The 22,474-nt window shown below is 44.5% G+C and carries 21 protein-coding genes, 1 pseudogene and 3 riboswitches; all 22 genes and pseudogenes read right to left on the reverse strand.

Annotated elements, in window-relative coordinates:
• Positions 1 to 21 precede the first annotated feature (21 nt).
• Positions 22 to 1,608, reverse strand: a complete 1,587-nt coding sequence (locus M3593_RS11665; protein WP_144478519.1) for a Na+/H+ antiporter NhaC family protein — start codon at positions 1,606 to 1,608, stop codon at positions 22 to 24.
• Positions 1,609 to 1,746: 138 nt separating this feature from the next.
• Positions 1,747 to 1,930, reverse strand: a riboswitch (Lysine riboswitch).
• Positions 1,931 to 1,996: 66 nt separating this feature from the next.
• Positions 1,997 to 2,755, reverse strand: coding sequence for a sporulation protein YunB (gene yunB / locus M3593_RS11670; protein ID WP_144478517.1), 759 nt, complete (start codon positions 2,753 to 2,755; stop codon positions 1,997 to 1,999).
• Between the two features lie 109 nt (positions 2,756 to 2,864).
• Positions 2,865 to 3,974, reverse strand: a complete 1,110-nt coding sequence (locus M3593_RS11675; protein ID WP_251542869.1) for an HD-GYP domain-containing protein — start codon at positions 3,972 to 3,974, stop codon at positions 2,865 to 2,867.
• A 296-nt stretch (positions 3,975 to 4,270) separates the two neighbouring features.
• A complete protein-coding gene (locus M3593_RS11680; protein WP_144478513.1) occupies positions 4,271 to 4,573 on the reverse strand; it encodes a YunC family protein in 303 nt (100 codons plus the stop codon).
• 68 nt (positions 4,574 to 4,641) lie between these two features.
• The gene (locus M3593_RS11685; RefSeq protein WP_144478511.1) at positions 4,642 to 6,024 is read right to left on the reverse strand and encodes a bifunctional metallophosphatase/5'-nucleotidase; all 1,383 of its coding nucleotides are present in this window, start codon (positions 6,022 to 6,024) and stop codon (positions 4,642 to 4,644) included.
• A gap of 64 nt (positions 6,025 to 6,088) precedes the next feature.
• On the reverse strand, positions 6,089 to 6,937 hold the full coding sequence (locus tag M3593_RS11690) for a DUF72 domain-containing protein (RefSeq protein ID WP_251542871.1): 849 nt from the start codon (positions 6,935 to 6,937) through the stop codon (positions 6,089 to 6,091).
• A gap of 520 nt (positions 6,938 to 7,457) precedes the next feature.
• The gene (gene sufB, locus M3593_RS11695) at positions 7,458 to 8,855 is read right to left on the reverse strand and encodes a Fe-S cluster assembly protein SufB (protein ID WP_251542873.1); all 1,398 of its coding nucleotides are present in this window, start codon (positions 8,853 to 8,855) and stop codon (positions 7,458 to 7,460) included.
• A 111-nt stretch (positions 8,856 to 8,966) separates the two neighbouring features.
• Positions 8,967 to 9,413 carry a Fe-S cluster assembly sulfur transfer protein SufU gene (sufU, locus tag M3593_RS11700; RefSeq protein ID WP_144478505.1) on the reverse strand — a complete coding sequence of 149 codons (447 nt, stop codon included), beginning with the start codon at positions 9,411 to 9,413 and terminating at the stop codon, positions 8,967 to 8,969.
• Positions 9,403 to 10,632 (reverse strand): cysteine desulfurase, encoded by a 1,230-nt coding sequence (locus M3593_RS11705; RefSeq protein WP_144478503.1) that lies wholly within the window; start codon positions 10,630 to 10,632, stop codon positions 9,403 to 9,405. The genes sufU and M3593_RS11705 overlap by 11 nt, the downstream gene beginning before the upstream one ends.
• A complete protein-coding gene (gene sufD / locus M3593_RS11710; RefSeq protein ID WP_251542875.1) occupies positions 10,632 to 11,939 on the reverse strand; it encodes a Fe-S cluster assembly protein SufD in 1,308 nt (435 codons plus the stop codon). The genes M3593_RS11705 and sufD overlap by 1 nt, the downstream gene beginning before the upstream one ends.
• A gap of 18 nt (positions 11,940 to 11,957) precedes the next feature.
• Entirely contained in the window at positions 11,958 to 12,743 is a 786-nt protein-coding gene (sufC, locus tag M3593_RS11715) for a Fe-S cluster assembly ATPase SufC (RefSeq protein WP_144478499.1), read from the reverse strand.
• Between the two features lie 1,051 nt (positions 12,744 to 13,794).
• Entirely contained in the window at positions 13,795 to 13,947 is a 153-nt protein-coding gene (locus M3593_RS24365; protein WP_481825289.1) for a YuzK family famiily protein, read from the reverse strand.
• 266 nt (positions 13,948 to 14,213) lie between these two features.
• On the reverse strand, positions 14,214 to 14,585 hold the full coding sequence (locus M3593_RS11720) for a carboxymuconolactone decarboxylase family protein (RefSeq protein WP_214706487.1): 372 nt from the start codon (positions 14,583 to 14,585) through the stop codon (positions 14,214 to 14,216).
• 103 nt (positions 14,586 to 14,688) lie between these two features.
• Positions 14,689 to 15,522 carry a MetQ/NlpA family ABC transporter substrate-binding protein gene (locus M3593_RS11725; RefSeq protein WP_144478495.1) on the reverse strand — a complete coding sequence of 278 codons (834 nt, stop codon included), beginning with the start codon at positions 15,520 to 15,522 and terminating at the stop codon, positions 14,689 to 14,691.
• 14 nt (positions 15,523 to 15,536) lie between these two features.
• Positions 15,537 to 16,205, reverse strand: coding sequence for a methionine ABC transporter permease (locus M3593_RS11730; RefSeq protein WP_251542877.1), 669 nt, complete (start codon positions 16,203 to 16,205; stop codon positions 15,537 to 15,539).
• Complete coding sequence (locus M3593_RS11735) at positions 16,198 to 17,223, reverse strand: methionine ABC transporter ATP-binding protein (RefSeq protein ID WP_251542879.1); 1,026 nt, start codon at positions 17,221 to 17,223, stop codon at positions 16,198 to 16,200. Before M3593_RS11735 ends, M3593_RS11730 begins: the two co-directional genes overlap by 8 nt.
• 256 nt (positions 17,224 to 17,479) lie before the next feature.
• Positions 17,480 to 17,594, reverse strand: a riboswitch (SAM riboswitch).
• Positions 17,595 to 17,705: 111 nt separating this feature from the next.
• Positions 17,706 to 19,022 (reverse strand): O-acetylhomoserine aminocarboxypropyltransferase/cysteine synthase family protein, encoded by a 1,317-nt coding sequence (locus M3593_RS11740; protein WP_251542882.1) that lies wholly within the window; start codon positions 19,020 to 19,022, stop codon positions 17,706 to 17,708.
• An 82-nt stretch (positions 19,023 to 19,104) separates the two neighbouring features.
• A riboswitch (SAM riboswitch) is annotated at positions 19,105 to 19,207 on the reverse strand.
• Positions 19,208 to 19,291: 84 nt separating this feature from the next.
• Positions 19,292 to 19,633, reverse strand: coding sequence for a hypothetical protein (locus M3593_RS11745; protein WP_251542884.1), 342 nt, complete (start codon positions 19,631 to 19,633; stop codon positions 19,292 to 19,294).
• 183 nt (positions 19,634 to 19,816) lie between these two features.
• Positions 19,817 to 21,083, reverse strand: a pseudogene (locus M3593_RS11750) (MFS transporter).
• Positions 21,084 to 21,278: 195 nt separating this feature from the next.
• Positions 21,279 to 21,590, reverse strand: a complete 312-nt coding sequence (locus M3593_RS11755; RefSeq protein ID WP_251542886.1) for a thioredoxin family protein — start codon at positions 21,588 to 21,590, stop codon at positions 21,279 to 21,281.
• Between the two features lie 5 nt (positions 21,591 to 21,595).
• Complete coding sequence (locus M3593_RS11760; RefSeq protein ID WP_251542888.1) at positions 21,596 to 21,952, reverse strand: toprim domain-containing protein; 357 nt, start codon at positions 21,950 to 21,952, stop codon at positions 21,596 to 21,598.
• Between the two features lie 208 nt (positions 21,953 to 22,160).
• Positions 22,161 to 22,400: a YusG family protein gene (locus M3593_RS11765; protein WP_251542890.1), complete on the reverse strand. Its 240-nt coding sequence runs from the start codon at positions 22,398 to 22,400 to the stop codon at positions 22,161 to 22,163.
• Positions 22,401 to 22,474 lie beyond the last annotated feature (74 nt).

Here is a 22,474-nt window from a genome sequence, read left to right on the forward strand (position 1 = left end):
TGATACCAGACAGCTTTTTCATTATTCTGCTAGATTTTCTTTCAGTACTTCTTCCTGGTTTGTTTTGCTTCCGAAGATGAACGCAAAAGCAACCAGCAGGATGGCCACTACTGCAAGAGCTGCGAGCGTGCTGCCTGTAAAACCGAGGACCAGGAATCCGACAGCAGAAATTGCTGCTGAAATCAGCGCGTATGGCAGCTGTGTCATGACATGGTCCATATGATGTGAACCAGCACCTGTTGATGATAGGATCGTTGTATCGGAAATTGGCGAGCAGTGGTCTCCAAAAACTGCACCAGCCAGGACAGCTGCTAAAGCAGGCAAAAGAATTGTAATATCAGCAGCCGCTGCGATATCTCCTGCAATCGGAAGCAGTATTCCGAATGATCCCCATGATGTTCCTGTTGAGAACGCCATGATTCCGGCTACGAGGAACAACAGGAATGGCAGGAAGGCAATATTGATGTTTGAGCTTTCAACGATGCCTGCCAGATATTTACCTGTTTCAAGCCGGCCAATCAGGTCAACGATGACCCAGGCAAAAACGAGAATATAGATAGCCGGAAGCATTGATTTAATGCCCTCAGCTAGTCCTTTTCCAAAGACATTGGCATTGACGCCTTTTAATACAGCCGCCTGTCTGACAAAAAGAATCAACGCTACAGCAAGTCCCAACAATCCGCCAGTTACAAGAGATTTGGTGACATCTGTATTTTCAAAAATACCGAAAATGGTTACTTTTCCTTCAACAGCACTTGCGCCTGTCCAGAGCATCATGCCTACTGTTCCTACGACAAGGGCTACAATCGGCCATACAAGGTCTCCAACAGTACCTTTCGTACTCGTTGGCAGATCATCCTTCAGTTCCCCTGGTACCGGCTTGTCCTGAGGAACAACAATTCCTTCCGTAATCGCAAGTTCCTCATGCTTTTTCATTGGGCCGATTTCAACATTCCTAAGAGCAACAATGAACACCATTGCCAATGCTGCAAGAGCATAGAAGTTCATCGGCACGATCTGCATGAACCCTGAGAACGCACTGTATTCATTCACGCCGTGTGCAGCAAGGATTGTACCAATCAATGCAATGATATAAGCACCCCAGCTGGAAATCGGAGAGATGACACACATTGGTGCTGAAGTTGAATCGATTATATAGGCCAGTTTTGCGCGCGAAACCTTCTGGCGGTCCGTGATTGGACGAGTGATCTGCCCTACAGCCAGTGCATTGAAATAATCATCAATAAAAATAATAATGCCAAGGAAAGCACCGACTAATTGAGCCCCAGCTCTTGTTTTGACACGCTTCATTGCCCATTCGCCGAACGCTCGGCTTCCTCCTGAAATAGAAATGAAGGCTGTAATTGTACCCAAAAGCAGCAAAAATAAAATGATGTATAGGCTATACGTGTTCAGTTCGCCATCAGCGATGACTATCCCCTTGGCTGCATCCCACATAATAGCGAATGTTTCAATGATATTAAAGTCAGCAAGCAAAAACGCTGCTGCGACGATGCCTGTCCCCAAAGACAATAGCACCCGCCTTGTGATCACTACCATCAAAATAGCCAATAATGGCGGCAGCAATGAGAAAATTGTGTTCTCCATTCTTTCTCCTCCTTATTTTTGACAGGGGGGAAACTGTTCCATGAAAAGAGTTGTAGCCACTTTCTATAAAAATATAAAAAAGGGCAACGATAGAGAACATTCTATCGCTGCCCTTAATAAGCAACTAGTGTCTCCATCACGATCTGTAGCTCCCCATTATGGATATACCTCCATAATGACAGTGATACTCCTGTTCAAAGTATCCCCAGCAATAAAAAATGCGACTCATTTTTTATTACTTCGGCAAAATTCCCTTTCTGCTGTGGTCAAAGTTGTCATCCTCACACAGCTTACTCTTGAATCCTGCGCCTCTACCCCATCGGAATGATGTGGTTTATTATTCAATTGATTTTATAATATAACAATATCACTAACTTGACAACTGTTATTATTCGCCAGGAAGCTGGATGGCTGGGGATGTATCTCCTCCGCCATTGTAGAACTGCGGTACTTTTCCAGGATAATAGAAGCTGCCAATCGGAATATTTTCCTGAACGGTTGCGATTTCGGTCGCAAAAGGAATAATGATTTGCACATTCACTTTTACCCTGACCGATACATTTATAAGGGTATTATTGATCCCATGCTCCTCAGTATCCCAGACGACATCGGCCGTCACATCGCCAATTGCATTGAACTTCACTGGAACCCTTGGCCCCATATTACCGAGCAGCGCATTGTTGGTCGCCTGACCCAAAGGAACATAATAAATGATTCCTTCTTCCCTGTCTTTTTCATCGGTTACGAGCTCGACATCGGATAACATTTCGAGAGAGGTAAGATTCCCTCTTTCTGCTTCTTTCAGGTTCATTTGTACAATATTGGTTGTTTCCGCTTTTACCCGGTTGATGATTTCTGTGTTGAATTTCACCACAGTGGTTGTACCTCCATCCACCGGTACAAATTCAATTACTTTATCAATATCCATCCCGCTGGCTATTTTTTTGTTGATTGCCTTGTTGATAACCAGAGTCGCAATTTTTCTTGTCTGGGATTCAGCATATTTCATCAAAGTCGGTTCAAGTCCTTTATCGATGATCCAAAGTCCTGCGGCAGTGGAAAAGGAAAAAAATACGAATGTCAGCAGGAATACATACCTGAAAGGCAATGGCCCTTTCCGAGGCAGCCGCCGGCCGAATTTTGCCAAAACAAATCCCCCCTCTAAAGCTATATGTATGCTTCAAAGGGGGGAACTAGCCTAAAAACTATAATTACTTTGTCTTATAGTAAAAGGAATTTCACTTAGCGGAACGAAATTAATAATTCGTTGCATACTCGTATTGTATGATCGTATCACAGCTGACAATCATTTGTGATAGATTGGCTTTTAGATCCAGGTTGTACGGTTCCACTCTTTGGCCGCTGTCCTCCAGAATACGGACAACAGGCCGCTCGCTCAAGCCAGGATTTTGTTGTGCTACGACTCCCTTCCGGCCATCACTCAGGGTGACAGTCAGGCCGATTGGATAGATGGCCACAGCTCTGCGGAACGCGTCTACGATCTTTGGATCAAACAGGCTGCCTGCACCGGAATAAAGGATTTCCAGGCCTTCATGCGGCAGCATTGCCGGCCGGTATACCCGATTGGATGTGACAGCATCAAATACATCCGCCACTCCGAGGATTTTTCCGAATAAGTGGATTTCAGCCTCCTTTAAACCGCGCGGATATCCCGCTCCATTCAAACGTTCATGATGCTGATACGCACAATGGGCAACAATCAGCGGGACAGTCGGAATATTCCTGAGCATCTGGAAGCCGTCCTCAGCATGGGCCTTGATGATTTGGAATTCTTCCGCAGTCAGTTTGCCTGGCTTTGATAAAATTTCTTCAGGGACCTTCATTTTCCCTACATCATGCAAAATCGCCCCGAGCCCCAGCTGTTCAAGTTCTTTTGGAGAGAGCTTCATTTCTATTCCAATCGCAAGCGAGTAAAGCGTGACGTTCAAACTATGCGAAAAAATATAATGGTCATGCAGGAATACATCCGAAAGCAGGTTCAAAAGATCTTTGCTGCTCTTCAATTCATCAAGTAAAGCAACAATCAGCTTCTTGAATTTCCTCGCCGATTTTTCCAGCACGAAGGTTTGTGAGATCTTGGAATCCAGCTGAACCTGTTTAAAAGTTTCCCCGATTGTCATGATCGCATTGATCCGCATTTCATCTGGTATCACGTTTTTCACGATGATATCATCGGTATCAGGGTCTTTAATATAGATATAATCAATCCCAAACTCTTCAAGCCTGTTCAGAATCTTCCGCTCGAGCCGTACGCCCACATTCAGCAGGATTTGGCCCTTGTCATTATAAATGGCTTTCCCGAGTAAAGCCCCTTCCTCTACCGATGTGGTGGCTACGAGTCTCATGTTCATTCCCACTTTATCTGTTAATTGGCGGCTATGTCTGCCTTATCATGAATAAAGAAAATTTTACATAAAACGACAATATTTTCTTGTATTCTATCACAATTACAAATCATTGGGTCATTCGTTTTCCTTTTTGAGTTGGGAAAAAACGAGCCCATTTTTTGCATTCAATCATTATATCGGAATGAAAACTCACTTTTTATACTGCTTCTGCAAAAATTCACATGGAGTACACAAAAAAGACAGCTCTTCAGGCTGTCTTTTTAAGTAGTTGTTTCTATATATGAAAAGCCTGTTTAATTCATTAGCAGCAATGCTTCCCTGCCGACCATCCCTTTTATGGCGCCAAGGTTCTCCGCCTCGAATGTGACGGACTCAAGCGGGGCTTCGAGCAATTCTTCAATCGTTTTCACGCCAACCGCCCTGCCTGCAATGACTTTCCTGCTTTTGAGCTTTTCATTGAGAAGCGCGACATCAAGGGCGCCGCACATTATATATCCTTTGTCGCCGGTAACGACAAGAAGGTTTGTCTTTGGCAATTTTACAGATATGCATAAAAATGTTTTGCCTTCTAGTTCAATGGGTGACATATCGATCATGACCACAACTCCTCCCTTCAATCCCAATAACACTCTATGAAGATGACAGGGAAAGCGTGATATTTTGATCAAATATTAATGGTCATATTTGTAAGCTTCCACTCAAGCAGATTGCGGAGGAACTCCGGCAGCCAGTATCGTTTTTCCTCAGCACGCTGGATTTCCGGAAAAAACCGGCCGAACGTGAACATATCGGGAATGGCGAGCAAGTACTGCTTTTTCGCATCAATGAGCTCGCCGTTGATGAACACTTGCTGGACATTGCCCTTTTGGCGAAACTCAATCCCGTCGTACTCCATGACACCCATCACGGTGCCGCGGAAGCCAAGTCCTTTTATCTGCAGATGGGGCCATGATTCATCCCTTGTCTGAAGGAGTACTTCTTTCAGTTCCGCACCTGACATGTTGATCGTACATGGATTGATCGGGTGCGGACAGATTTCGAGGAGGTCGAATCTCGTTACATCCCCCTGCTTGAGGCCCTTAAGAATCATGCCAGCATTCATAAAGGCGCAGTCTGCATCACACCACTCTCTTAAAGCCTGAACGAGCAGCCTTGCCAGTTCGGTATGCTGCATGGGGTCGGCTGTTAACTTAGCAGGCAGATTCGCCACCGGCTCACCCATAAGTTCTCTTCCTTCCATGTAATAGGCTGCAGCCATCTCCTTTTCGTCTTCCGCCTGGCCGGCTTCATTCATATCGTACAGAAGAGCCGTTTTCTGCAAAATCCGCTTTGAATCCACATCCAGCTTCACAGTCACATGGCCGGTGTAATATCCAAATTTGCCAGCACCCGCGAGCAAACTCGAGCCAACCTCTTTACCTTCATGTAAAATATGATGTGTGTGCCCGCCAAGAATGACGTCAATTTCCGGGAACTGTTCTGCAATCCTTTCATCATCATGAATCCCGAGATGGGATAACAGAATGATGACATCACTTTGTTTTTTTAACTCATCGACACAGTTCTCAATTTCCTCCACTGGGTCGGTCACCTTCCATCCGAGCTGCTCATAGAAGCGCCCGAAATTGACCGTAACACCAATTACTCCGATCCTTGTGCCTTTTTTGCTTATGTACACATGATAAGGCTTTGCCCAAACCGGACGGCTTCCATCCTGATTGAATAGATTCGCCACAAGCATCTCGAATTCTTTTTCCAGATACATCGAATCCAGATCCTCGAATGGAAGTGTAATGCCTTCATTGTTCCCAATGGTTCCGGCATCATAACCGGCTTCATTCAGCAGTCGGCAATTCGCCTTCCCCCTTGTAGCATCTGATAATGGGTGCCAGCGGTCCATATGATCCCCAATATCAAAAACGAAAACCTCATCGCCTTCTTCCTCATGCCAGCGCCGCCGCTCAGTTACAAGCTTATGGATACTCGGCCAGTGCTCCAAATGGCTATGCAAATCATTCGTATGGTATATATGAATCATTTCTTCCATTGAACCATCATTCCTCTTTTAAAATGAAGTGTCCCCTCGCTGCTTCCAGGAGGGGAATCCAGTATCAAAACAAATCAAGCTGTCTCGGGTTCAGCCCTTCATATTCGATATCCAATAAATCCATCATCTGTTTCGCGTTATCAGCCGCATCCCCGCCGGAATTGTTATTGAACAGGGCGAATACGTGGGAAGTCCCTTTATCAAGCTTTCGAAGGTTCTCTGCCCACTCTGTCAATTCTGCCTGATTATAGCGATACAAATAGCGTACTTCCCGCCAATCCTGGCCTCTTCCTTTTTTGTTCCATCCATGGACATTGCGGCCATGGAAGCGGACAAGGACCTTCTCCTTGGATGTGGATTGAAGCACGGTTGGAATCGAGCCTTCCCCTGCCTGCGGCTCATCACAAATGCTGTGGATCCAATTTTCCTTTTGCATGAACTCAAGAGTCTTATCGCGCATCTCACCTGCAAACCATGACTGGTTCCGGAACTCGAGCGCACAGTCAATGTCCCCCATCTGCTCGCGGCACCAGCGCAAATAATCGACATTCTCTTTGCGCAGGTCAAACCATGGCGGGAACTGGAACAGCGTCATCGCATGCTTATTGGCCTCAAGATAGGGCCTCAGCGACTCTTTGTAGGCTGTGAACATCTCATTTTTATCTGTAAAAGGAATTTCACCGCGCTGATGGCCGGTCATTCCCTGATACGCTTTTACAATGAATTGAAACTTGTCTGGTGTATCCTCTGCCCATTTCGCCGCGTTCTTCACAGGCTGCACAGCGTAAAACGAGGCATCGACCTCAACTGCAGGAAAGTGGCTGGAATACTCCTTCAGTTTATCACGAGGCGAAACCTTGCCTTCATATAAACTGTCATGGTCTCCCCAACCCGTTAAGCCAACAATAATCATCTGTGCACCTCCATTTTCCCTTCATAATAGCACAATTAAGCGCTGAACTAGAACTAAGACATGTTCTACCCTTTTTCCCGCTTATAGAAGGGGGAAAACGCATTATTAATTGACGCCTTGTCTCTGGTTGTTGCTAATCACTACGTTTTTGAGTTGAATCACTACAATTTTACAAGGAATCACTACACTTAAGAAGCTTATCACTACGAAAATAGACCGATTCACTACGAAATTCTAGATAATCACTACTTTTTACAAAAATTAGGTGTCAACCTTACCTATAACTCCATGAAGTGTACGATGTACTGCACTAATTGCACGGTCATTTCAGATATTTGCACGGTAAAACAGATAATTGCACGGTTAAAACAAATAATTGCGCGGTAAATCAAATTATTGCATGGTAAAGCATGAGAATTGCACCGTCTTCCATTTTAGTGGAAATTTTATTTCATTCAATATTCTTTCAAACGGTAAAAAAATCCACCTGCCGAGGCAGGTGGATTCCCGTAATCATCTATTAACCGATTGAACCTTCCATCTCGAACTTGATCAGGCGGTTCATTTCGACGGCATATTCCATTGGCAGTTCTTTTGTGAACGGCTCGATGAAGCCCATGACGATCATTTCTGTTGCTTCTTCTTCGGAGATTCCGCGGCTCATCAGGTAGAACAATTGCTCTTCTGATACCTTTGAAACCTTCGCTTCATGCTCAAGAGAAATGTTGTCGTTCAGGATTTCATTGTATGGAATTGTGTCTGATGTAGACTTGTTATCCATGATTAGCGTATCACACTCAATGTTTGAGCGGGCACCGTCAGCTTTGCGTCCGAAGTGGACGATACCGCGGTATGTTACTTTTCCGCCTTGCTTTGAGATTGACTTTGATACGATAGTTGATGATGTGTTTGGAGCAAGGTGGATCATTTTCGCACCTGCATCCTGGTGCTGGCCTTTACCAGCGATTGCGATTGATAATGTCATACCGCGTGCGCCTTCACCCTTAAGGATGACTGCAGGGTACTTCATTGTCAGCTTGGAACCGATGTTGCCATCGATCCATTCCATTGTCGCATTCGCTTCACAAACCGCACGCTTTGTAACAAGGTTGAAGACGTTGTTTGCCCAGTTCTGGATTGTTGTATAACGGCAATATGCGTCCTTTTTGATGATGATTTCAACGACCGCACTGTGAAGGGAGTTCGTTGTGTAAACAGGTGCTGTACATCCTTCAACATAGTGTACGTGCGCGCCTTCATCAACAATGATCAATGTACGCTCGAACTGTCCCATGTTCTCGGAGTTGATGCGGAAATACGCCTGAAGCGGAGTATCCACTTTGATTCCCTTTGGAACATAGATGAAAGATCCGCCAGACCAGACCGCAGAGTTCAATGCCGAGAACTTGTTGTCTGTTGGAGGAATGACTTTTCCGAAATGCTCGCGGAAAATGTCTTCGTTTTCCTTCAGAGCAGAATCTGTGTCTTTGAAAACGATTCCCAGCTCTTCAAGCTCTTCCTTCATGTTGTGGTATACAACCTCTGATTCATATTGTGCAGAAACACCAGCAAGGTATTTTTGCTCAGCTTCAGGGATTCCAAGCTTGTCAAAAGTAGCCTTGATTTCATCAGGTACTTCATCCCATGACTTTTCAGATTTCTCAGATGGTTTTACATAGTACGTGATTTCATCAAAGTTCAATGAAGCCATGTCTCCGCCCCATTGAGGCATTGGCATATTGTAGAAGTGCTCCAATGATTTTAAACGGAAGTCCAGCATCCACTGGGGCTCTTCCTTCATTTTCGAAATTTCTTCAACGATTTCACGCGTCAGACCGCGCTTAGACCGGAAGATGGAAACGTCTTTATCGGAAAATCCATATTTATAATCACCGATCTCTGGCATTTTTTTAGCCATCGTCGAATTCCTCCATTCTTAAAGCAGGGAACCAATGATTCCTGCTTTGTAGTTGTCCGCTGCAGGCCAATCCCCTGCAGCACGTTCGGAAAAATCATCCTGCGATGATTTTTATTGGCTGTCTTCCTCTTCCTTCAGGCCTTTCTCCATTGCCTTCCATGCAAGAGTAGCACATTTGATCCTTGCCGGGAATTTCGCCACACCTTGCAGTGCTTCGATATCCCCGAGGTCAAGATCATCCTCTTCATATTCTTTTCCCTGCATGATGTCAGAAAAAACCGATGAAAGCTTTAAAGCTTCTTCGATGTTTCTTCCTTTTACCGCCTGCGTCATCATCGAAGCAGAGGACATGGAAATCGAGCAGCCTTCCCCTTCAAATTTCGCGTCCGCAACTTTGCCGTCTTCGACTTTCATCGTCAGCTGGATGCGGTCGCCGCATGTCGGGTTGTTCATGTTGACTGTCAGGCTGCCTTCTTCCAAAACACCTTTATTGCGAGGGTTCTTATAGTGATCCATAATAACTTGCCGATAAAGGTTATCTAAATTATTAAAAGACATCGCTGAAATACTCCTTTGTTTTGACAAGTCCGGCTACGAGCTTGTCAATATCTTCTTCTGTGTTGTACAGGTAGAAGCTTGCACGTGCTGTCGCGGATGCCTTCAGCCATTTCATCAAAGGCTGTGCACAATGATGGCCCGCGCGGACGGCGATTCCTTCAGCATCTAATACAGTTGCCACATCATGTGGGTGTACGTCATCAATATTGAATGTTACGAGTCCAGCACGCTTGCCGGCTTCCTTCGGCCCATAGATGGTCATGCCGTCAATTTCAGACATTTTATCCATCGCATAGGCCGCAAGAGCGTGTTCATGCTTCTCGATATTGTCGAGTCCGATTTCATTAAGGAAGTCGATGGCTGCACCCAGACCAATCGCACCAGCAATGATCGGGGTACCGCCCTCGAATTTCCACGGCAGCTCTTTCCATGTTGATTCGTAGAGACCTACAAAATCAATCATTTCGCCGCCAAACTCAACCGGTTCCATTTTTTCAAGAAGTGCCTTCTTGCCATATAGTACGCCGATCCCCGTCGGCCCGCACATCTTATGTCCGGAAAAAGCGAGAAAGTCGCAATTCAAATCCTGGACATCAATCTTCATGTGCGGTGCACTCTGGGCACCATCGACGACCATGATCGCACCATTCTGATGGGCAATTTCAGCAATCTCCTTGATCGGGTTCATGACACCCAGAACGTTTGAAACCTGCATAATCGAAACGATTTTTGTATTCTCTGTCACTGTTTCTCTGACAGTATCAAGTGAAATCGTGCCGTCTTCTTGCAGATCGATATATTTCAATGTTGCACCCGTTTTTTTAGCTACCTGCTGCCATGGGATGATATTGCTGTGATGCTCCATGTAGGAGATGACAATCTCATCGCCTTCTTTAAGGTTATCGCGCGCATAGCTTGCCGCTACCGTATTGATGGCAGTTGTAGTTCCACGGGTGAAAATGATTTCTTCGATAGATTTTGCGTTAATGAACTTGCGGACCTTTTCCCTTGCTCCCTCGTAACCATCGGTCGCTCTTGTTCCAAGAGTGTGCACTCCGCGGTGAACGTTGGAGTTGTATTCGCGATAATATTTATCCAGCGCTTCGATCACCTGCACCGGCTTTTGTGATGTCGCCGCGCTGTCAAGGTAGACAAGCGGGCTGCCATTGACTTCCTGATTCAGAATCGGAAATAATTCACGAATTTCGCGGGCGTTCATTATTTAACTTTCCTTTCGATGACCTCGACCAATTGCTTTTTAACTCCCTCGATTGGAAGCTCATTTACAACAGGTGCAAGGAATCCATGGATGACAAGGCGCTCTGCCTCGTGCTGCGGAATACCGCGGCTCATCAAGTAGTAAAGCTGCAATGGATCAACCCGTCCAACAGAAGCCGCGTGGCCGGCTGTAACATCATCTTCGTCAATTAGAAGAATTGGGTTCGCATCCCCACGTGCTTTTTCGCTAAGCATCAGAACGCGTGATTCCTGCTCCGCATTGGATTTGGAAGCACCATGCTCGATTTTTCCGATTCCGTTGAATATAGAAGTAGCGCTATCCTTCACGACACCGTGCTTAAGGATGTAACCTTCTGAATTTTTCCCGAAATGGATGATGCTGGTCGTGAAGTTCTGAGTCTGTTCTCCACGTCCGACAACGACTGTCTTGATGTCAGAGTAAGAACCGTCACCAACCAGGTTGGTTACATTATCAGAAATGGTGTTACCGTCGTTCATCATGCCAAGAGCCCACTCGATCCGTGCGTCTCTGCCAGCATGGCCGCGGCGGTTCACATAAGTTGTAAGGCCTTCCGCCAGTGTATCAACCGCACCGTACTGGATTTTCGCATTTTGGCCAGCGATTGCTTCCGTTACGATGTTAACCAATCCGGTTACTTTGCCAGTAGTTGAGATATAGTTCTCGACATATGTCACAGAGCTATTGTCTTCAGCAACAACAAGCACATGGTTGAACAAGTTCGCTTCTGCATCATCATGCAGGAAGATCGCCTGGATTGGGCTGTTCAGTTGTACATTTTTCGGAACATAAAGGAATGCCCCGCCGTTCATGAATGCTGTGTGGAGAGCGGTCAAACGGTGCTCGTCGTTTTTCACAGCTGACATGAAGTATTTCTTCAGCAGATCACTGTATTCGCGTGCCGCTGTGAAAATATCAGTGAAAATAACGCCTTGCTCCTGCATTTCCTTGGAAAGCTGGAGGTATGCAGGCTTGTTGTTGCGCTGAACATACAGGCTGTTTTCCTTAGCTTCCTGGTCAACAAGTGCTTTTACTTCTTCAGGAAGCTCGTCGATGGATGAAAAAACATCGCTTTTAACGAGCAGCTTCTCGAATTGTGTGAAATTCCATTTATCAATCTTCGTCTTATCCGGTCTTGGCATAGAAAGATCTTCTGCTTTTGCAAGAGATTGCGTGCGAAGCTCGGTCAGCCATTCCGGTTCGTTCATTTCTTTTGAGAAGGAAGTAATGTACTCCTGGTCAAAAGCCCATTTCGTTTCCGTAGTCATTATAAATCCCCCCAACGCTTAAGCTTCTTGCCCAACTGTTTCGTCTTCGATGCCCAGTTCTTTCTTAATCCAGTCGTACCCTTCTGCTTCTAAGCGCTGTGCAAGTTCTGGTCCGCCAGACTTCACAATGCGGCCCTGCATCATAACGTGAACATAGTCAGGAGTGATGTAATCAAGAAGGCGCTGGTAGTGAGTGATAATCAAGCAGCCGAAATCTTCGCCGCGCATTTCGTTGATTCCTTTAGAAACAACCTTCAATGCATCGATATCAAGACCTGAGTCGATTTCGTCAAGGATTGCAATTTTTGGTTCAAGCATCATCAATTGAAGGATTTCGTTACGCTTCTTCTCACCGCCGGAGAAACCTTCGTTAAGATAACGCTGTGCCATATCAAGATCCATTTCAAGGAATTCCATTTGCTTATCCATCTTGCGGATGAATTTCATAAGAGAAATTTCATTGCCTTCGCCAAGACGGCTGTTCAAAGCAGAACGAAGGAAGTCAGCATTCGTTACACCGCTGATTTCACTTGGGTATTGCATCGCAAGGAAAAGACCAGCGCGTGCTCTTTCGTCCACTTCCATTTCAAGAACATCTTCGCCATCAAGAGTAACAGAACCGTTCGTTACTTCATATTTAGGATGACCCATGATAGAAGAAGATAAAGTTGATTTACCAGTACCATTCGGTCCCATGATCGCGTGGATTTCTCCACCTTTAACTTCAAGGTTCACACCTTTTAATATCTGCTTGCCTTCAATCTCAACCTGAAGGTCCTTAATTGATAATACAGATCCTGCCATAATAATACCTCCGTCAATATAGAAAAGATTTTAAGCCGACTATTGCCGTCTTTAACTCTATTCTCATTTTATTCTCATTACAATCTTATAACAAATGAAAAGTGTTAGCAACACCTTAGAAGTGGAAAGAGGAATATCAAAAACTGTAGATTGTTGACAAATTCTTTAAAAGATTTTTGGCTCATGCCGAGTGGGGAGGAAACGACCGGGCAAATGCATTTGCCCGCAGCGTTTCATTCCCACTCGGCAGCTTTTCAGCGTAAGCTGAAAAGCCAGTGAAGCGTAAGCTTCACGCCAATGAGCCAAAAATCAGCACAAATTAATTTAGAATCATCTCATCAAGAATCCTTGGTTTTCTCTAATTACTTCTTTTAACTTCCCGCCACCGCCTTTCAGCTTAGCTGAAAGGCGACAGCAGGGTTCGAACACTCCATCTACATTTTACCAGACCAAGCACAGCAAAGCAGGATATCCCGCTCACAGCCTGTACATCATTTTATTTTTACCTTCTGTAGGGAAAAAATGTACTGGATAGCCTATAGACAGTTATATCAGTTTGATTTAATAAGCAGGAATGTAAATTTAACGCAAAGACAATTCAGATTCAGTCAGCTTTTCACTTCTTGACTCAAAACCTGTCTAGATTATGAGGGATTATTGAAAGGTTTGCATGCTAATCCCTCTAAGCTGTCAAAATAACGAGCGTTTCTTGACTGCTTTCCTTCCTCTCGCCCCAAACCTGTCAAAATAACGAGCGTTTCTTGACAACTTTCCTTCCTCTCGCCTCAAACCTGTCAAAATAACGAGCGTTTCTTGACAACTTTCCTTCCTCTCGCCTCAAACCTGTCAAAATAACGAGCGTTTCTTGGCAGCTTTCCCACCTACCGCCTCAAACCTGTCAAAATAACAGGTTGAACAGGGAGATCCAGTCCCATCTCTCGACAAGCCTGATTTTCTAGTTTCAAACATCTTCATTCTTAACATAAATAATAAAGAAACCAGTGCAAAAAATACACTGGTTCCATTTTTCTTCTATTATATATCCCATCGCTTACGAGTGGATTTTTCTATCCAGGTCAGCGACCATCCGTTGGCTTTTGATATAATCTTGCTCTCGTTTTCTTTCGACTTCCATTCTTGCGTCATGGTTCATGCTGTAGACCTCGTAACTAATTCCATGGGCTCCATGCATCGCTTTTTCCATTTCACTTGTGTAGTTCAGTTTTAGCTGACTAATAGTGAATCATCCCTTCGGTTTTTCGCTTTTAACAAAGCGTTTTTTTGTTATTGCAATGGTAACACCTTTTGTTTACCACTATCAAAGCGTTTAAAACCGTTAATTTTTGGATGTAATGGAATGTGGAGTCCTATGGAGGGTTCACCTCTGTCATTCTTAGAATACTGGCAATATCCTCCCAAATGAAGCCTTTCCTGTTAGCCAGCAGTCAATTAATCTGACTACAACAGCTTTTACTGCTTCAAAGTATTCAATTCTGCCATGGCTTCCTGAACAAGCGTGACTGCCTGGCTCATGGCCGCCCCGCCGCCAAAAGCCGCTGTCACACCAACCGCTTCCAAAATTTGTTCTTCAGTGGCTCCCTGATCCAGGCAGCCTTTTAAATGGTAAATGATGCAGTATTCGTCCTGGGAATACAAAGAAATCCCCAGCGCGATTAACTGCTTTTCTTTTTGTGTCAATGTCCCTTCCTGAAAACACACTTCTGTAAATGCGTTATAATGTCTTGCAAGCTCCGGCATTTTTTGCGTAAAAACGCCCAATCCCTGTTTATATTCATGAAGAGCTGCTTCTGTTGAATTCCGAGGTTCATAATGATGCTCCATTACCTACCACTCCAATCTACTTTTTTCTCGGTTAGTATGTTAAATTTCAGAGTGGGTTATGCGGCAAAAAGAAAAGCAGGCTATTCGCCTGCTTTCCAAAGGTTTATTCTTTTACTGGCACGACTGCACCATCATATTTTTCAAGGATAAAGTCCTGGATTTCTTTAGAATGAAGGACTTCTACAAGCGCTTTGATTGCCGGCTTGTCTGCATCGCCTTCACGAACGGCAATGACGTTCACGTAAGGAGAATCACTTTCTTCAATAGCGATAGAATCCTTCAGTGGGTTCAATCCAGCGTCAATCGCGTAGTTTGAGTTGATTAGAACGGCGTCGCCTTCACCATTGTTAAAAATCTGTGGAAGCAATGCTGCTTCGTATTCTGTATCGAACTTCAAGTCTTTAGGGTTTTCTGCGATATCGTCAATTGTTGCTTTTACTTTTTCCACGCCGTCTTTAAGAGTGATCAGGCCCTCTTTTTCAAGCATTGTCAAAATACGGCCATGGTCTGCTACTGAACTGCTCATAATGATATGCGCACCTTTTGGCAGGTCCTCAAGTGTTGTGTAGTCCTTTGAATAAACACCGATTGGCTCGATGTGGATTCCACCCGCATTTTCAAACTTATAGCCGTTTTCAGCCATTTGTGATTCAAGGTAGGGGATGTGCTGGAAGTAGTTCGCATCAAGTTCTCCTGAATCTAACGCCTGGTTTGGAACAACATAGTCATTGAATGTCTTGATTTCCATTTCAAATCCTTTTTCTTCAAGAAGCGGTTTTGCCTCTTCAAGGATTTCAGCATGAGGTACGTTTGAAGCACCCACTACGATTTTCTTGCTTTCTTCCTTGCCGCCTTCTGTTTTTTCCTCAGATGAACCGCAAGCTGCAAGTCCTGCTGTTAAAACTAATACTAAAAGTGATAATAGCCATTTTTTCAATTTCAATCTCTCCTTTATCTTTTGTCTAATTTTCTTGTAATGGAATCTCCAATAATCTGGATTAAAAATACGATGATCAAAATAATGATGGTCGCCATCAGTGTGACATCATTCCGGCTCCTTTGGAATCCTTCCATGTAGGCAAGGTTTCCAAGACCGCCTGCGCCGATGACTCCAGCCATCGCCGTATAACTTACGAGCGCAATCGCTGTGACTGTGATGCCTGACACCAAGGCAGGCATTGATTCCGGCAACAGAACCTTCCAGATGATGGTCGTCGTTTTTGCTCCCATGGATTTTGCTGCTTCAATGACTCCCTTATCAATCTCACGCAAGCCGATTTCAACCATCCTTGCGTAAAATGGTGCTGAACCGATAATCAGTGCTGGCAAGGCGGCATTTTCGCCAATCATTGATCCAACGATGAATTTTGTAAAAGGAATCAGCAGGACGATCAAAATGATGAATGGAATCGACCTGAAAATATTTACCACTGCGCTTAGTACGACATTAACCGGTTTGTTTTCCCATATATTGCCCTTTGAGGTCAAAAAGAGCAACAATCCAAGAATGGCTCCAATTATAAAGGTAGCAACAACGGAAATGGCACTCATGTATAGTGTCTCAATTGTCGCCTCCCACATGCGGTCCCAGTTAACATTCGGGAATAAAGTTTCAGCCATTCGAAATCACCTCCACGCCGACTTCATGCTGGCCGATAAATTCAATCGCACGGGCCAATTCTTCCTCTTCACCATCAAGATGGATGAATAAGGTTCCATATGAACCGTTTTGTGTCTGGGAAATCTTCCCCTGCACAATATTGACGGTGATGGCGAATTGGCGGATCAGATTGGTGATCAGCGGCTGCTCAGCACCTTCGCCTACGAATGTCAGCTGGATGACCCGTCCTTGCGGATATCGCTCCAGTAAATGGTCTACCGTTTCCTTTGTTTCCTCCGGTTCAGTCACCTGCTGGACAAACCTTTTCGTAATTGGCTGCTGCGGGTTCTTGAACACATCCAATACTGGACCAGTCTCAACGATCTTTCCGCCCTCCATGACCGCAACCCGGTGACAAATCTTACGGATGACATGCATTTCATGAGTGATCAGGACAATGGTAAGTCCCAATCTCTTATTGATATCAACGAGAAGATCCAGGATCTGGTCGGTCGTTTGCGGGTCAAGAGCTGACGTCGCTTCATCACCGAGAAGAACTTTTGGATTATTCGCCAGTGCCCTGGCGATACCGACTCTCTGCTTCTGCCCGCCGCTTAATTGAGAAGGATAAGCATCGCCGCGTCCCTCAAGACCGACAAGCGTGATCAATTCTTTTACCCTTTTGTCCCTCTCAGTTTTAGGCACTCCTGCGATTTCAAGAGGGAATGAAATATTTTCTGCAACCGTCCTTGACCAAAGAAGGTTGAAATGCTGGAAAATCATGCTGATTTCCTGTCTTGCTTTCCTTAATTCCGCACCCTTGATCCTTGAAACTTCCCTTCCTGCCACGACGACAGAACCCGAAGTTGGGATTTCAAGTCCATTCAACATGCGAATCAATGTGCTCTTACCTGCGCCGCTGTATCCAATGACGCCAAAGATTTCGCCTTCTTTCACTTCAAGGTTGACATCATCAACCGCTTTGACTTCGCCTTTTTTTGAAGGATAAATCTTTCTGGCCTTTTTTATCGTGATCAATTGACTCCCCCTCTTTTGCAACAACCATATTCTTAACTCAAAAAACCGTTGAATCTTCCATCCTAATCAGAAGGTTATCAATCTAGTTTCCCATTCCCTGCCCGTAAAAATTCAAACTTCAGGTAAAATGGGGTGCACCTTCCTGGAATAATATGCTCTTGTGAAACTCACGTCAGAACCGAACATGGTCGATTCTGGCATTAAAAAAGCCTTTCTGCAAATAAGCAGAAAGGCATAGTAATTGGCTGTATCCTTTCTCTCATCTGCCAAAGCCATCAGCTTTGAGTGAATTGGCACCGTTTCAGATAAGCAAGCTTACTGACGGTTGCCGGGTTTCATCGGGCACTTCCCTCCACCTCTCTTGATAAGAGTACGCTATTAAATTTTAAAATCGGTTTTTAGTTACGAAAGTGATTGTAGCACGGAACAAAAATGGGTGTCAATAAAATTATTTTCAAATACCTTTTGGAAGGTACTGGATATTAGGTTCTCGCCGTGACCCCTGGTACTCCAGTAGCTTTTTCAATTGCCTGCTCCAGGTCTTCGATGATGTCATCAACGTTTTCAATTCCGACAGAAAGACGGATTAAATCTTCTGGAACTCCCGCTGCCTTAAGTCCGTCTGAATCAAGCTGCTGATGAGTGGTGCTTGCAGGGTGGATGACCAGGCTCTTCGCGTCACCGACATTCGCAACATGGGACCAAAGCGTCAATGAGTTAATCAGTTTTGCTCCAGCTTCCCTGCCTCCCTCGATGCCAAAAACTACAACTGATCCTGCACCTTTTGGAAGGTATCGAACTGCCAATTGCTTATCAGGGTGAGAGTCATGCCCCGGGTAGGTGACCCAGGTAACAGCAGGATGTGCCTCCAGGTAGCCAACTACTTTAAGCGTATTGGCGACATGCTCTTTCATGCGGACATGCAATGTTTCGATTCCAAGATTGAATTGGAAAGCACTCTGCGGGCTGATGGCCGGACCAAGGTCGCGAAGCAGCTGAACCCTGGCCTTTACAATATAGGCTGCTGCCCCTATCGCTTCACTATAAACAATGTCATGGTAACTGGAGTCTGGCTCATTGAAACCAGGGAACTTCGGGGATCTCCAATCAAACTTGCCACCATCCACAATGATTCCGCCCATGACTGTGCCGTTGCCTAAAAGCCACTTGGTAGCCGAGTGTATCACGATGTCTGCGCCGTGTTCAATCGGCCGGCATAGATATGGAGTGGCAAATGTGTTATCAATGATCAACGGAACCCCAGCTTCATGGGCAACATCGGCAACTGCTTCAATGTCTAAAACCCTGAGACTTGGATTTCCGATCGTTTCCGCATAAACCGCCTTCGTTTTTGGTGTGATCGCCTTCCTGAAATTCTCCGGGTCTTCAGGATCCACAAGGTGGACATTAATCCCATATTTCGGCAAGGTTACAGCAAATAAATTATACGTCCCTCCGTACAGATTAGAGGCTGCAACGATTTCATCCCCTGCATGGGCAATATTCAGAATCGCCATCGTGATTGCTGACATCCCGCTTGATAAGGCAAGTGCACCTACTCCTCCTTCAAGCAGGGCGACTTTTTCTTCCAGGGCTGTCACGGTTGGGTTGTGGATTCGCGAGTAAATGTAACCAGGCTCCTTGAGTGCGAACAAATCGGCTGCATGATCAGTGTTTTCAAATTGGAATGCATTGCTTGAGTAAATTGGCACAGCCCTTGCCCCAGTCACCGGGTCTGGTGATTGTCCTCCGTGGACACCAATTGTTTCGATTCTGTAGTTTTTTTGCTCATTTGCCATCTCCATCTCTCCTATCATAAAAATAAAATGGAAAGGTGATACAAAAAACCCACTTCCTAAGAAGAGGGCCATTTATCATCTCTCCTTATCTCTTCAGAGTCTACACTCTGCAGGAATTAGCACCGTGTTTAATAACCGGTTGCCGGGCTTCATCGGGCCAGTCCCTCCGCCTCTCTGGATAAGAATATTCAGTTCGTTTTTATTGCGTTAAAGTGATAATATCATTTCCACGCATTTAAAGTCAATATATTACGATTTTTCTGAATAAATCAAGCGGAGATTGGTCTTGCAAGGTAGAAAATTGACTCAAGGACCAACAAATCTCTGAACGGGCAGTCTTCAACTTTATAATATCCCCATCTGAGGCCTTGCCTTAGTTTGAATTCCCCTTTCAACAGCCCGGCAATGCTGGCTTCACTTCCTTTGATTGTAATCTGGAATTGAGAATTGAGATTGCCTGTTAGGAGTTCAACTCGTCCCCCCTTAAATAATAGGTATACTTCTTCCTTTTCTGACTCTAATTTCAAACAAAGATCCAGCTTTTTGATCAATTGCAGTATATGAGCCTTACCGCCAACTTCATTCGCAAAAACTTCGATAGATTCCCGCATGCCGCTCAACTCCCTCACATACATAATTCTTTTAGCAAGGAAAAAAACCTGTTGGAATCCTTCGACAAATACTTCGTTAATAAGCGGTTAACAACATAACAAACATAGAAAAAAGACAATAACGAATGATATTTCGCCATTGTCTTTCATTTCCCGAGAAATATATCCAAAGAAATACAGCAATCAAGCTGTCTTGGTGGCTGAGAGGGCGGATTTTGTTTTGTCCATCGCCTTGAAGACAAAGAAGAAGTAAGTTGACCCTACTAAATAAAGACCTGCTGTGATGGTGAAAACCGCTGCATATCCCCAATAGGAGCCATATTTCAAAACGATCCCCGTCGAAACCGGTCCCATAATCGCCCATCCAAGGTTAAATACCATTTGATTCACAGAATTGGCCAATCCTTTCATCGAATCATCAACCTTCGACATCATTAGTGACATTTGAATTGGATTCCCTGCGTTCATGAGGGCTTGTCGAAATAAAAAGCCCAGGGCAGCAAGCCAGAAATGCTGAGTGTAAGCAGTAAGCAGCAAAAACGGAAGGGAGAGCATTTGCAGGACAACTACTGCTTTCACTTCCCCAAGCCTGCGCACAACCATCGGTCCAATGATCATGGCTACTGCAGTCGCTCCCTGTCCAAGTGAAATGACCAGGCCAATCAGTGAATTTGATGCCATGAACCGATCAGCAAAATAAAGATTCAAGTAAGGGATGACCAGTCCAGCACCGAAGCCGATCATCAACTGTGCGACCGCAAATAGAATGATGATTTTAAGGCTCGCCTTATGAGGGATTCCTCTTTTAAAATCCATGAACTTTCTGTCTGTCTGGTTTTCTATCCGTACTTCCTTAAGTCGGAAAATAGGAAGAAGTGCGGCCAGAAACAGTGCTGAACCAGCGACCAATGTGAAACGGATACTCTCCAGTTCAGGGAGGAATAAAGAAAACACATCTGTAAGGATTCCGCCCAAAAGGCTTCCGACAACATTGGCTGCTGTCATCGCTGCAAAATGTATGCTGAAGATATGCACGCGCTGTTCAGGTTAGGAGTTTTCTGCCAGCCACGGAATGATGGAAACCTGGATAAAAGCGGACGCAAGACCAGTACCAAATGCAAACAATATCAGTAGTTCCTGACTCTCAACCATACTCCGTGTAAATAAAATGATCCCAGTCGAGAATGCTCCAAACAGCATCAGCTTTTTCCGGCCAGCCCTGTCGCTCATAACGCCTGCCGGAATGAGTACCAGTGCCGTGGAAAGAAACGTCATTGAAATCACTTTCCCGTTTACCAGTTCATTGAATCCCAGCTCTCGTATGTAAAAATTATAAATCACCATAAAGATCCCCAGACCGATTTTGGGTGAGGATGTTTGCCAGGAAGGTCAATTTTATATTGCGATTATAACTTTTGATTTGGTCTGCCCACTCTTGATAAAGAGCCATTTTTTTATTTCGCCCCTCGGTTATTTCGATAATCTAAATATAAACCGTTTGGCATGAAATGTAAATATTTTTCAGTGTTGCCTTTCGCCGCTTAGGAGACCATATAATTCGGAACTGGGGATTGGGTGTTAGAGCCTTTATCTTCGGCCAAAACCTGATTAGCGCAAAAAAAAAAAACGGCCAAGCCGTTTATATTTACCCTTTCAACTCTTTCAATTTTTCAAAGAGATACGGAACTGATTGAAAAGCATAGATTTTCTCCTGTACCTCCCCATTTTCTAATACAATCAGACATGGTACACTTTCTATTTCAAATCGTCCTGCCATTTCAGGCAGGAAATTCAAATCGGCTTTCCCCGATGGGAGGTCAGGCAGGAGTTGTTCAATCACTGTCAGCATTTTGCTTGCTACCTGACAGGTTCCGCACATTGGTGTATAAAAGTATAGGTAACCCGTTTGTTTTTCTGCGAGGAATGTTTCCATGTCCGTCCTGGTCCAGTCTTCCATTAAAGTCATCCTTTTTCTAAGTACTCTGCTTGAACATCAATATTTGCTCCGATTAAAACAGTAGCAAGGTGATTTTCAGGTGCGGTTGCCACTTCCCGGTACATCCTGTCAATGTACAGATGGTTCGCCTCAGGAAATTCCCTTTTAAATTGCTTCCTCAGCTTTTCGCCTGATGCGTCTGCATCTACGAGGATATAGACATCTTTATCAAAAAGCGAGTCAATCAGCTCATCAAGCTTTGAAACGCCAATTGTCCCATTCGTGCAGATAATTTCCACTGGCTCCTTCAGCACGGTCTGTACTTTCTTTTTGTCTGACGAACCTTCTACTATGATCACCTTGTGATTTTCGTCCATCGCCATAACCACCTATGCACCAGAAAATAATTACTTTACAACATTATAAACATTATTAAATAAATTGTGCTGTTTACTTGTATCTTTCTATTGTTACTGTTTTTTTGGGAGATTGCAAAGATTTAGTCCAATATTAACTTTATCAGGGAGTAAAAGGAATTTTATACCCGGAAGCCAACTAAAAACAGCGGCCAGGCTGGCCGCTGTTCATTTTTTAGCACCAGCCGCCTTCATCACAGTCAGTATACCGTTGCTCAGATTGGTCCGGTACTGATACATGCTGGTAAATCTTATTCTGTTCTGCTTCATAATGATGCTCAAGTTTCATCTGGATCCCTTCAGGAAGCTCGATGTTCCCAATAGGTTCTTTTTCAAGGTAAAGTTGGATCTGACCATTTTCCAGTTTTCCTGTTACCCTGTCTGTGATATCGATTTTTTGCTGGTTCAAAGCCATGAATTTCACCCTTTTTATATAATCATTAACATTAGTTTGTCCAAACTGCTGGAATGAAGTGATGGAAAAATGAA

The sequence above is a fragment of the Mesobacillus sp. MER 48 genome, assembly GCF_023714225.1.
Lineage (GTDB): Bacteria > Bacillota > Bacilli > Bacillales > Cytobacillaceae > Mesobacillus > Mesobacillus oceanisediminis_A.